The 13,066-nt window shown below is 41.5% G+C and carries 7 protein-coding genes; 3 read left to right on the forward strand and 4 right to left on the reverse strand.

From position 1 onward, the window contains the following. Nucleotides 1-2: 2 nt before the first annotated feature. Both ACTJKC_RS14800 and ACTJKC_RS14805 read right to left on the reverse strand, forming a co-directional pair. Nucleotides 3-5,759: a CehA/McbA family metallohydrolase gene (locus tag ACTJKC_RS14800; RefSeq protein ID WP_440793024.1), complete on the reverse strand. Its 5,757-nt coding sequence runs from the start codon at nucleotides 5,757-5,759 to the stop codon at nucleotides 3-5. Nucleotides 5,760-6,760: 1,001 nt separating this feature from the next. After that, nucleotides 6,761-7,381 carry an L-threonylcarbamoyladenylate synthase gene (locus tag ACTJKC_RS14805; protein WP_187594122.1) on the reverse strand — a complete coding sequence of 207 codons (621 nt, stop codon included), beginning with the start codon at nucleotides 7,379-7,381 and terminating at the stop codon, nucleotides 6,761-6,763. 126 nt (nucleotides 7,382-7,507) lie between these two features. Between ACTJKC_RS14805 and ACTJKC_RS14810 the strand changes: the two genes are divergently transcribed. From ACTJKC_RS14810 to ACTJKC_RS14820, 3 genes are read left to right on the forward strand one after another with little or no spacing between them, the layout of a single operon-like run. After that, nucleotides 7,508-7,765: a type II toxin-antitoxin system Phd/YefM family antitoxin gene (locus tag ACTJKC_RS14810; protein WP_187594123.1), complete on the forward strand. Its 258-nt coding sequence runs from the start codon at nucleotides 7,508-7,510 to the stop codon at nucleotides 7,763-7,765. After that, on the forward strand, nucleotides 7,758-8,012 hold the full coding sequence (locus ACTJKC_RS14815) for a Txe/YoeB family addiction module toxin (RefSeq protein WP_029275821.1): 255 nt from the start codon (nucleotides 7,758-7,760) through the stop codon (nucleotides 8,010-8,012). Before ACTJKC_RS14810 ends, ACTJKC_RS14815 begins: the two co-directional genes overlap by 8 nt. Before the next feature lie 10 nt (nucleotides 8,013-8,022). Further along, nucleotides 8,023-9,684 carry an FMN-binding glutamate synthase family protein gene (locus ACTJKC_RS14820; protein ID WP_440793028.1) on the forward strand — a complete coding sequence of 554 codons (1,662 nt, stop codon included), beginning with the start codon at nucleotides 8,023-8,025 and terminating at the stop codon, nucleotides 9,682-9,684. 391 nt (nucleotides 9,685-10,075) lie between these two features. Here the strand turns inward: ACTJKC_RS14820 and asnS are convergent, their stop codons facing one another. Together asnS and ACTJKC_RS14830 are read right to left on the reverse strand one after the other, a co-directional pair. Continuing rightward, nucleotides 10,076-11,524 carry an asparagine--tRNA ligase gene (gene asnS, locus ACTJKC_RS14825; protein ID WP_440793030.1) on the reverse strand — a complete coding sequence of 483 codons (1,449 nt, stop codon included), beginning with the start codon at nucleotides 11,522-11,524 and terminating at the stop codon, nucleotides 10,076-10,078. A gap of 899 nt (nucleotides 11,525-12,423) precedes the next feature. Further along, nucleotides 12,424-12,951, reverse strand: a complete 528-nt coding sequence (locus ACTJKC_RS14830) for a ferritin (RefSeq protein WP_344850023.1) — start codon at nucleotides 12,949-12,951, stop codon at nucleotides 12,424-12,426. Nucleotides 12,952-13,066 lie beyond the last annotated feature (115 nt).

Consider the following 13,066-nt stretch of genomic DNA (forward strand, 5'->3'; position numbering starts at 1 on the left):
AATTAGTCTCTGATGATGTTGATATAACCTTTAAATGTACCGATGCCATTACCCAAATCGATGATGTAATAATAGGTGCCTTCGCTCAACGGACTGCCGTTTATGGTTCCATCCCAATCATTGGTGTACGTGTGTTTGGTGTATAACATCCTTCCGGCCTTATCGAATATTTTTAAGGTATTGTTCGGATAGTAATCGATGTTTTTCACGATAAATTTATCGTTGTAACCATCCCCGTTGGGTGTTACTACTGTACTGGCTTCCAGTTTATAATCGTCAATTACTGTAATGGAAATGGTCTGATCGCTCACACAACCGCTTGCATTGGTTACGGTAACGCGGTAAGTGCCGCTCTGTTTGGGGCGGATGGTTAAAGCAGGCGTATTCTGTCCGCTAATGATATCGGCGCCCGACCAGTTGTACTGTGTACCACCGCTTGCGGTTAACACGATGGCATCACCTTTGGAAATGGACAAACCTTTATTGCTGCTGATCGAAGCCACTGGTAAAGCATTTACGGTCACAGTTGCAGATCCGGTTTGTGTTTGACTGGCATAAGCATCGGCCACGCTCACTAATGTATAGGTAAATGTACCCACCGCGTTGGTTGGCGCACTAACTGTAGCAGTAGTTGAATTGGTGGTTACGGTACGGTTGCTGCCGCCGTTTACGGTATAGGTAAAAGTGTAAGGAGCCGTCCCAACTGATCCGGTAAAGGTGATGTTTGGCGATGAACCAAAGTTACACACCGAAGCGTTACCTGCAATGGTGGCTATTGGTAATGGACGGATAATTACGGTTGCTGAACCGGTTTGCGGCTGACCACAGTTTACATCAGCCACGCTGACTAAGTTATATACAAATGTTCCTACTGCCGAAGTTGGCGCAGAAACGGTTGCCGTATTGCCTGTTGAAGTTATCGTTCTGTTTGCCCCGCCATTAATATTATAGGTAAAGGTATATGGCGCGGTTCCGTTGGCTCCGGTAAAAGTAATATTAGGTGCTGCAGCAAGGTTTGGTATTGCTGTTGAGCCCGAAATGCTTGCAGTAGCCAAAGCCCTTACCGTAATGGTTGCGGTTCCGCTTTGTGCCTGCCCTGCGTTTACATCACTCACCTGAAGTAAATTGTAGTTAAAGGTACCTGCAACGTTTGCCGGAGCGGTTAGGGTAGCTGTTGTGTTGGTTCCTGTAGTGCTCACCGTTTGGCTTGTACCGCCGTTAATGTTATAGGTAAATACATATGGACCTGTTCCGTTTCCACCGGTAAAAGTAATTGTTGGTGCAGTGCCGTTTAAACATAAGGCGGTAGTTCCGGCAATGCCAGCCACAGGGATAGGGTTAATTTTAACGGTAGTAGAAATGTTTTGAGGCTGTGTACTGTAAGCATCTGCAATGCTGGTTACTGTGTAAACAAAGGTACCCACGGTATTGCTTGGTGGGATGATGGTTGCAGTGCCTGTTGTTGATGTTAAAGTTTGACTCGCCCCGCCATTAATATTATACTTAAAAGTAAATGGTGCGGTACCTGCGGTTGCGGTGAAGGTAATTGCCGGTGCGGTGGTATTTACCGGGATAGAAATGTTACCGCTTAAGGCTGCAACCGGCTTGGCATAAATATGCAGGTTGGCTGCGGTATAGTTAATCGCATAATTCGGATTAATGGCGAGGGTACCCACTTTGATGGCAAAATCGCCGGGAGTTTCGCCTGCATCTCTTGTTAAGGCGCCTGTAAATACATCGGTACCCAATAAAGCTGGGCTAGAAACATAGGTAAATGCCGGATCTGCCGTTCCTTCAACCTTTGTTTTGGCGTCGGCCTTTACATTGATTGGTTTAGGAGCCACCGTCAGGATTAATTGTTTTGATGCTTCGTTATAAAATGCATCACCCGGTTGGGTAGCGGTAATGGTTACGGTACCTGCGCCAACAATCTGAATATCGTTATTGCTGATTTTTGCAAAACTGGTATTGCTGCTGGTGTACACAATATTGATGCTGGTATTGTCGCTGGTTGCGCCGGCATCAAAATCAGGATCGCCATAGGTAACGGTTTTGGTGGCCGTAAAAGTGATTTGCTGATCTTTTTTTACAACAGCATCATCTCTGGTGTACCAGATAGGGGAGGTAATGATCCTGCTTCCGTCTGATTCAACAATGTCTGCATAATAATAACCTGTTTTTAAATTGGCCAGGGCAGTGTGACTATAGGTTAACTGACCTGTGGTACTGGTTAAGAGTTCTGTTGGGTTTACTCCGGTACCGGGTTCGCCATACATTAATTTAATACTGGTTACATCTTTTGTGGTTTTAGAAGTAACCTCGATCTGTGGTGCGCCTGCTACGGTAAATACGCTGCCAACGGGTTGTTTATTGATGGTGAAAAGCACTTTGGCTGCCGAATCCTCTGAAGCATAAAAGCGCATTTTTTTAACGGCATCGAGGATGTCGTTTTCGGTGAGGGCGGGCGAAAGTACTACCAGCCTGGCCTTGGTATGGCGACCGAAAGTAAGGTTGTGGTTATCGTGGTCGATTGTGGCACCCAGGTGATAACCTTTTGCAAGCATCCTGTTATAATAGCTCAGGTAACTCATTGAGCTGGCAGGATCTGAATAGGTAATGTTTTTTGAAGTGGCCGGACCGCTTTCAAGCGCAGTTCCTACAATTGCACTGTCGGCACTGATATCGTAATTGGCTACTAAATTATTATAATCGGTGGTATTTGGGTGGGCCAGTGTAGCTACCGCATTTAAACCATGCCTGTTAATGATTCTGAATAATCCGGTGTTGCCGGTATAGGTGTTTTTCGGTACAAAGATGTCGTAGTTGTCGTTTTCCCATCCCACCAGTGAATCGATACCATAAACAATTACGTGACCGCCGCCACTGATTACGCCCCATTCCATACCGTGTAAGGCGAGGAAAGTTGGTGTAGTCGCATTTTTGGCCTGATCGATACCTTTCTGCCAATTTGCTTTCATCATACCGGCCTGCGAGTGGTTGTGCTCCGATATACCGAGGAAATCAAGGTTCATCGATTTCTTTGCGAACTCGTAATCATCAACAGGGATTTTGGTTTTATCATCCTGGTTACCATCCGAATAACTACTGTGACTGTGCAGGTTGCCATAATAGAAATTCAGTTTGTTTACATCGAGGATACTGGTTTTGTGCTGCCCCACGAGCGGGTTTGTGGTCAGGTACAATGGCCCTCCGGTACAATTGCTGTTTACCGAAAAGATAAAGAAGTAATATTGGGTGTTTTGTGTAAGTCCGTATCGGGTAAAGCTGGTACCTGCACCGCTTTTCACTACAATACCACCGCCCAGGTTGTCGCCTACGTTATAAACGGTTTGGTCGGCTGGCAAAGCGGTAAGTGATGGTTTGGTGGCCATTACCACCAGGTAATCGTCGGCATTGGCTGCAGCTGCATAAGAGGCCTGAACAAAGTTGTGGTTGGCATTGGTAACCAGGAAATTTTGTGGCTGACTGGCTGGTTTTACACAAGGGAGGAGCGTTTTGGTGGTTTCGCTTGCAATGAGTGCGCTGGTTAAATATTTAGGGCCACCCAGACAAGACGTATTGTTCAGGGCATAAATAAAATAATAGTATTTGGTGGCGCTTGTTAAACCGGTATTGTTAAAGGCAGGTGTGGCCTGGCGGGCTACTACCACTCCGCCTCCCAATGCAGTACTTACAGCATAAGTTGTTCCATCGGTCGGGTTAACAGAAAGCGTGCTGTTTAAACTTCTGATGATGAGGTATTCGGTCGCATCGTCTGATTTGGTGAAGGTAAACGAAATGCTGTTTGGTGTGGTGTTGGTAAATTGAGCATTGCCCGGCACAATAGTTGGTGCGGCACAGTTAGGCAGGTTTGGTGGAAAATGAACGCCAAGTTTATTGGCATCATCATCATCTACTGCATCTTTTACAATATCTACGGTTAATCTGGTCCAGTCGTCGGCGATAAAGGTTGAGCTTGCTGTTGCAACATCAAGGTGCCTTACATAAGAAACATCTTTCGCGTTTACATCCTGGCCAAAAGCATCGATAATGTTGTTGTTAGCATCCAGAAGCGCTACGCCATCATTACCGTTAAAGTTAATTACAGAATTGCTTGTTTCGGCTGCACTTGCGGCGGTAAGGTATGGGATTTCTTCAGGCGAATTGTTGGTATTTCCGATCAACACGGTTCCCCTGGCCGGTATGGTTACTGTTAAGTTGTACACCTGCGATGGTGCCCCGGTGATATTGATGTTGCCTGCATCGCCCGAAATGTTCCATAAACCCAGTTTTAACTGTGGGGTAGAGGTATTAACGGGACTGTTGCTTAAGTTGGTTAATTCTATCCATTTGTTTACACCCGAGCCTTCGTAATACTGGCTAATGATAATGGTAGGCGGGGCAAAAGTGGTAATGTTTATTGATACAGCAGCGGTTTGCAGGTTGGGCAAAGTGGCGTTATCTTCTGCTACTACATATAATTTATAAGCAGTTGAGGCGGTTAAACCTGTAATGCCTGCAGTTGCATCTGTATTGGCAACATTGTTAAGTGAGCCTGATTTTAGTGCTGCCGCATTTGAACCATCGAGTCCTGCCTTTACCTGTGCAGGGCTTGGTGCCTGGGCAGTGGCTGCTACTAAAACGTAATAAGTTTTACCAGGCTCGTTAATGTTGCTGCTTAAGTTAAACGAAGTGGTACCGATACCCGTTACTGCAGGCGAATTTGCAGCAAAAACGGGTGGCGTAACATCTACCAAAGGAAGTGTGGTTACATTTAAAAGCGATACGGTGGTTTGTATATTTGGTGTGGTGGCCACATCTTCGGCTACTACATAAACAGCATAATTTGTTGCCGCAGTTAATCCCGTAACTGAAGTACTTACATCGGTATTGGCCACATTGGTTAACGAACCCGATTTAATCGCTGTTGTACCGCTTCCGTTTAAACCGGTTTTTACCTGTGCAGGGCTTGGTGCAGGGCTGCCTGATGCGGTAACAACATAATAAGTTTTACCGGCTTCATCGATATTATGGGTAAGGTTAAAACCTGTTGAGGTGATATTCGAAGTTTTTGGGTAGGTAGCGGCATTTACAGGCGGTGTGTTATCAGTGGCAGAAACCGCAGATCCTGAAATTGCAACGTCGTCTATACTAAAGGTACCCCCGGAAGCTTCGGCATTGTAACCATAAAAACGAAAAGTGGTTGCGGTAGCAATACTGGTGAAACCGGTTAAGGTAATGGTACTGCCTACCTCAGCAGCTGTTGCTATATCGATTACCTGAAATACATTTCCAGATACCACCTGTAAATCTGAATTGGCAGGCGATATGCTTGCCGGTAAGTTAGCTGCATAACCGTCTTTGCTCGAACGGACACTGTACTGCCTGATCCCGGTTGCCGAGCGTTGTACTGAAAACTTAATTCCGGTAATGTTTAAGGTATAACCCGAAGCCGGCGTAATGGTTACTTCGTAATATTTAGTTAAGTCTATTGCGCCTGTAAAAAGATCACTGGCATTAGTTGCCCCGGTTGGCTGGCTGGTAAAAGAAAACCTGCCACTTGCATTCGGATTGGTAGAAACAGCTCCGTTGGCCGTAAAAGAACCAAAGGTAACCCCTGTTGCGGTTGGAACTGCAGTAGGATCAGTTTTACCTGTGGTAGTAGAAACGCTGCTAAAATTGTACGTTCCGCTAAAACTCTGGGCAAATATCGATGTTGCCAAAAGCATTGTAAAACAAAATAGTAAAAGTTTTTTCATATAATTTGTTTAGGGATATGAAATGATGGATGATTTTTTTGAATAAGTTAGTGAAGCGAATCAGGAGTAATTGCTTTATTTTTCGGGAACGGTCCCGCAAGGATTTGAATGATTAGAAGTAAAGTTTTGCCATACAAGAATAATAAGGATTGGGATTAAAGGATTTTGATCATTTAGCGCAAACAATTTTGGCTATATTTTATATATAGCTGTATTGCGAACACTATTTGGCTGATTTTAACCGGAAAACAGTTACTGGAGTAATGGTAGCGCCATATAGAGTGATTAGGTTACGAAAATAGAGGTAGAATGTTAATTCAGTATTACAGTTATATTAATTTAGTTGTTAGTTTGGCTAAAAGCTTGGGGAATAAACTTTTAAAAACATAAATTTATATATTTCTTTGATATATAGTTGAAATGTTGATAAATTCTTAGGATATGGGAATTTTTGCATTCTCATGTCTGCAGATTTTATGTACAATTGTTAAGAAGGATTTTCTTTCCGCTCTATGCCGCGAGGCATGGTACTTTGGAGCGCCAAAGTACCCAAAGCGCTTTGTCAATCCGGCTATGTGGCTCCTCACTACCCACGCTCATCAAAAAAACAGCGGCACTTTGTTTTGTTTGTTTCTGCGAAACGAAAGTTGATTTGGCTGCCACCTGGGATTGACGATGTGCTTCGGTGCGGGATGCGGAATTTTTTAAGCAAGCCAGCATGATGCCAAAAACCCGCACGATACGATTCAATCTGACAAATTCGAATCGAAATACAAATATGATAAAACCTGCTTTAATTCTAATGCTATTCACCTTCGGAGAGCACCCTTTGTTAATAAGCCTGATTGAAACGGAAAGCCCGCATCCCGATTTTAATCGGGGAGGACTTGAAGTGTAAAGCAGGGCTAGAGGCGCTACAGGGAACTGAAACCATCATTTCCAAAAAACAAGCAATCTAACAGGCCTGGTAAAACAGGCGATCTGGCTCTACTAGAAAAAGCTTACAAATACTCCTCAATATTTCCTTTGCCTTCACGAATTACTTCAAACTCACCCGTGGTACAATCAATCACCGTAGAAGCCTCATTATCTCCATAGCCACCGTCGATAATCAGGTCAACCAGGTCCTCGTATTTCTCGTGGATCAGTTCCGGATCGGTAGAATATTCGATTACATCATCATCATCTTTTATCGAGGTAGAAAGAATGGGGTTGCCCAGCTCTTTTACAATACAGCGTGCAATGTTGTTATCGGGCACACGGATACCCACCGTTTTTTTATTGGAACTTAATAATTTAGGTACATTGTTATTGGCGTTAAAAATAAAGGTAAACGGACCCGGTAAAGCTTTCTTTAACACCCTGAAAGTGGTATTATCAATCGGTTTGATGTAATCGGAAATGTGCTTTAAATCGTGACAGATGAAAGAGAAATTAGCCTTTTCGGGTTTGATGCCACGGATTCTGCAGATTTTTTCAATCGCTTTTGGATTAGTGATGTCGCAGCCCAAACCATAAATCGTATCCGTTGGATAGATGATCAGGCCACCTTTTTTCAGCACTTCAACAACTTGTTCAATAGCCCTTTCGTTTGGGTTTTCCGGATAAATCTTAATAAGCATAGCGTAAAAATAACAATTTAATGCGTTTGTTGTTTAAATAACATTAATCATAAACGTTCTAAATATGTACAAATAATTGTACAGGTTTTTTATTATCTTTAATTTTGAAGATTATAAACGAGTATTATGGAAATCACAAATTATACCTCATTCAGGCAAAGTTTAAAGTCTTATTTAGATAAGGTTTTCACTAATCATACCCCTTTATTTGTTACCCGGGCAAAAGGAGAAGACGTTGTTGTGCTATCGAAAGCAGATTATGATAGTATGCAGGAAACTTTTTATCTGTTAAAAAGCCCAAAAAATGCAATGAGGCTTGAGCAGGGACTAAAAGATTATGAGGATGGTTTAGCTAAGGAAAAAGATTTGATCGATAATGATTAAATTGTTTCTTGATGGTGCATGGGAGGATTATCTCTATTGGCAATCGGTTGATAAATCGGTGCTCAAGAAGATAAATGCCCTCATAAAAGAAATCGAACGTACGCCTTTTGAAGGAACCGGGAAGCCGGAGCCACTGAAACATCAATACTCCGGGTGGTGGTCGAGGAGGATTAATTTAGAACACAGACTTGTTTACAAGGTAGAAGATAACAAAATTATCCTTCTACAGTGCAGATATCATACTTAACAATAACAACATGAGAAAAGCTTTTGTCGCCATTGCTGCATTTTTAATTGCCCTAACCATTATGCTGGGCTTGTACCATCCTTTTTTATGGTGGACATTCATCTTCACCGGTCCTTTTGTACTGCTTGGTGTTTACGATTTATACCAGCCTAAACACAGTATCGTAAGAAACTATCCTGTATTTGGTCGCTTAAGGTATTTTATGGAAGAGCTGAGGCCGAAAGTTTACCAATATTTTGTAGAGAGCGATACCAACGGTACACCTTATAACAGGTTAAACCGCTCGTTGATTTATCAGCGTGCCAAAAAAGATAACGATACCATTCCTTTCGGAACGCAGTTAAACGTTTATGATAACGGTTACGAATGGTTAAGCCATAGCATCGCCGCCATTTCGCACCACGAGTTAAATTTAGATCCACGCGTTACCGTAGGCGGACCAGATTGCAAAAAGCCTTATTCGGCCAGTATTTATAACATTTCGGCCATGAGTTTTGGTTCTTTGAGCCAGAATGCCATTTTAGCCTTAAACGGTGGTGCCAAAATGGGCAATTTTGCACACAATACAGGCGAGGGGGGAATCAGCGATTATCACCGTCAGCCGGGTGGCGATTTAATCTGGCAAATTGGTACCGGTTATTTCGGTTGCCGTAATGCCGATGGAACTTTCAATTATGATGCCTATGCCGAAAGGGCCAAAACCGATCAGGTAAAAATGATCGAAATTAAACTTTCGCAGGGCGCTAAACCGGGGCATGGCGGGATGTTGCCGGCTAAAAAAGTAACGCCGGAGGTGGCCAGGATCCGTTTGGTACCCGAAGGTAAAGATGTATTGTCGCCACCTGCACACTCTGCCTTTAATACGCCTATCGGTTTATTGGAGTTTGTTAAGAAACTTCGTGATTTATCGGGCGGCAAACCCATTGGTTTTAAATTATGTATCGGTCGCAAAAGCGAATTTTACGCCATTTGCAAAGCAATGGTAGAAACCAAAATTTATCCCGATTTTATTACCGTAGATGGTGGCGAAGGTGGAACAGGTGCTGCACCACAGGAGTTTTCTAACTCGGTAGGGATGCCACTACGCGAAGGTGTTGCTTTTGTTTACGATGTACTAAATGGCTTCGACCTTAAAAAACACATAAAAATTATTGCTTCGGGTAAAGTGGCTACAGGTTTCGATCTGGTTAAAAACATTGCCCTTGGTGCCGATATGTGTAATGCAGCCCGCGGAATGATGTTTGCTTTAGGCTGTATCCAGGCTTTGGAGTGTAACAGCAATACCTGCCCAACAGGCGTGGCTACGCAAGATCAGAGTTTAATGAAAGGTCTTGTGGTTGAGGATAAAACCGTTCGCGTTAAAAATTTCCATAACCTTACCGTAGCCAGCGCTGTAGAGCTGCTGGGCGCTGCGGGTTTAAGGGAAACGCATCAGTTAAGCCGCGCTTATATCAACAGGAGGGTGAGCCCGAGTGTAATGCAGAGTTATTTAGAGAGTTTTCCATACATCCCAGCAGGCAGTTTATTGCAAACACCTTATCCAACCCGCTACGAACTGGGGATGGCATTGAGCACTTCGGCCAGCTTTGCACCAACCGATTATAAAGTTTCGGCAGTAGATTATGCGCATGCCAATCCGTATAGCGATACCATGCATGATGATGGGCGGTAGTTAACAAACTTCGAAAGTCTTTCCAGATAGTAAAATATACCTTTTTTTTAGAAAAGCAGGTGCAGTAGTGCTTGGGATTGTTCAGTCCTGCTTTACGCTGCAAGTCCTCGCTATGCTGCGGGCTTTTCGCTCCAATCAGGTTTAGGTGGCAGTGATAGGGAAACTATTAATGTTTAAAACACAAAACGTTTCTGCCCACGAGCGTCTCGCCGGGTAATTAAGTTAAGGTTTTTTAACCGCAGATGCACAAAGATAAACACGGATTTTTATCTGTGTGCATCCTTTTTATCTGTGGTTCAGCCATGTTTATCTTTCACTACGTCATAAAAAAAAGAAGTCAAGTTTTTAAAACTTGACTTCTTTGATAATGGGCTATTTGTTTCCCTAAACCCTAAAACTCTGCGTTTTTCGGGAACCTTGGGAAAGCAATTACATCGCGGATGTTGGTCATTCCGGTTACAAACAATACCAAACGTTCAAAGCCTAAACCAAAACCAGCGTGTGGTGCAGTACCAAAACGGCGGGTATCCAGATACCACCAAAGTTCGTCCTGAGGGATATTTAAATCTTCCATACGTTTCGTTAAGCGGTCTAAACGCTCTTCACGGGCCGATCCGCCAATCATTTCACCGATACCGGGGAATAAGATGTCCATTGCGGCAACAGTTTGTCTGCCTTCAGCATCCGGCTCGTTCTGGCGCATGTAGAATGATTTAATATCAGCAGGATAATCGGTTAAGATTACCGGTTTTTTAAAGTGTTTTTCTACCAGGAAACGCTCGTGCTCGCTTTGCAAATCAGCTCCCCATTCGTCAATCAGGTATTTAAACTGTTTCTTTTGGTTTGGCTTCGAAGATTTTAAAATCCTGATGGCTTCCGTATAAGTTAAACGTTCAAAATCATTTGCCAAACAGAAATCCAGTTTCTCCAATAAACTCAATTCACTGCGCTCATTCTGAGGTTTCTGTTTATCTTCTTCCGCTAAACGGCTGTTTAAAAATTCTAATTCATCCTTGCAGTTGTCTAAAGCATATTTAATCACATACTTCATCATGTCTTCTGCAAGTTGCATGTTATCTTCTAAATCAGCAAAAGCAAATTCAGGTTCAATCATCCAAAATTCAGCCAGGTGACGTGTAGTATTCGAATTTTCGGCCCTGAAAGTTGGTCCGAATGTATAAATCTTGCCAAAAGCCATCGCTGCCAATTCACCTTCCAACTGTCCTGATACCGTTAAATTAGTTGCGCGGGCGAAGAAATCCTGTGAGAAATCTACCTTACCATCTTCAGCGCGCGGCGTATTGTCGAAATCTAAAGTGGTTACTTTAAACATCTCGCCCGCACCTTCTGCATCACTGGCCGTGATAATAGGAGTGTGCATGTACACAAAACCACGTTCGTTGTAAAACTGGTGAATGGCAAAAGCCAGGGCATGGCGTACTTTAAAAACGGCATTAAAAGTATTGGTACGGAAACGCAGGTGGGCAATTTCACGTAAAAACTCTAAACTGTGTTTTTTAGGCTGTAAAGGGAATTTTTCAGGATCGCTGTCACCTAAAATTTCTACACTGCTAGCTTTAACCTCTACAGATTGACCTTTACCAAGCGATTCGATCAGTTTACCTGTTGCCGAAATGGCTGCGCCGGTTGTTATTCTTTTTAACAGCTCATCAGGTAAATTATTAAAATCGATCACAACCTGGATATTGCTCATGCAAGATCCGTCATTTAAGGCAATAAACTGATTATTACGGAAGGTTCTAACCCATCCCATAACCGTTACTTCTGTGTCAAATGCTGTCGACTTTAATAAATCTTTAATTTGCTGTCTCTTAATCATATTGTTATTTGTAAAAGGCGCAAATTTAGAAAAAAAGTTTATCAGTTAGCAGTTTTCGGTACACAGTTTTCAGTTTTTTAGTTTGCGGTTAGTTCAAACTGCTAACTGTTAACTTCAAATTGTAAACTATCGTGGGATACATAACATATGCATGGTATTGTTATTTTTTTTCTGGTGTTTGTTTAAATTCTGTGCGATAATTCAGTCCATCAAATCTTTATTTTATTGAAATTTAAATGAATATTTTATAATAATCTGTGTTTGTGAGGTTTTTGTGTGATGTTTGGGTTATATTTTATGAAATATTATCATTTTTTATCCAATTATTTTAATTAAGTGCATTAATTTTTTAAAATAATGCTATTTTATTGTGTTAAAATTGGTTTTTATATGTTTTTTTATTTAATTTTTAATTTATTAGATGTGTTTTTTTTTTTTTTTTATTAAAAATTTTAAGTTTTTTATTAAAAATACTTGCGAATATCAATAAAGTTTGTACTTTTGTAATGCTCGTTAATTATTATTATATATTTGGTTTAAAAAAAGCGCTGGTAACGGCGCTTTTTTTATAAAAATTTCAAGACTTATTCATAATCAACATAAACCAAACAACCTAAACTAAGAAAGCTCCGGTAAAACCGGAGCTTTTCTTTTTTATTGATGGATTTAAGGACTTGAATTTTGATGGCATTGATGAGTTTTAAGAAAGAGGCGTATTAGTAAGGAGGTAGAGGTAGCGGACTGTAGAAAATTGCTTTCCCTAAAAATCAAAACAGGCTATCGGCTGAAAAAGCCTCCCGCAATGACGAGCTTTCTATTTGAGATAACAGAAATAAAAATCACAGCACAAAAAAAGCTACCCTTTTCAGGATAGCTTTTCAATATATGTTTTGTTGTTGTTATTCTTCTGAATAAGAGATTTTGTTCACATGTTTATCGATTTCCCATCTTCCGGTACCTTCTTCACCAATAACCTCGAACAACTCTAACGCTCTGCGTGCTTTGTATTCTTCTTCACGTTGCTCTTTTAAGAACCAGTTTAAGAATTCCATGGTTACAAAATCCTGTTCCTTATGGCATCTTGCAGCCAGGTTTTTAAAACTCTGTGTAATGGCGATTTCTGCTTCTAGAGCATCTTCGAAAACTTCTCTAAATCCGGCGAAGTCAGTTTTAATGCCTGAAACTTCCGGAGAGATTGCATTTCCGCCCATATCCAGCACATATTTGAATAATTTTAACTGGTGTACTCTTTCTTCTTCAGATTGCTTTAAAAAATAATCTGCTGAATAATCGAATCCATTTTGGTCACACCAGGATGACATTGATAAATATAGTGATGAAGAGTGAGCTTCTTTTTTAATTTGCTGATTTAATAATGTTTCGATATCCTGAGATATTAAACATTTGATACGCATTAGATCTTTCATATTTCTGTACTTTAATAACAATACAAATGTAAATCGAATTTGTTCGTAATTATAATTTATTTGCTATATGAAATTAGTCTAAATTGCTGATAATTAGTTATTTGTAATGAGTTTA

The sequence above is a fragment of the Pedobacter sp. 22226 genome, from assembly GCF_052045455.1.
In the GTDB taxonomy this organism is placed as follows: Bacteria; Bacteroidota; Bacteroidia; order Sphingobacteriales; family Sphingobacteriaceae; genus Pedobacter; species Pedobacter jeongneungensis.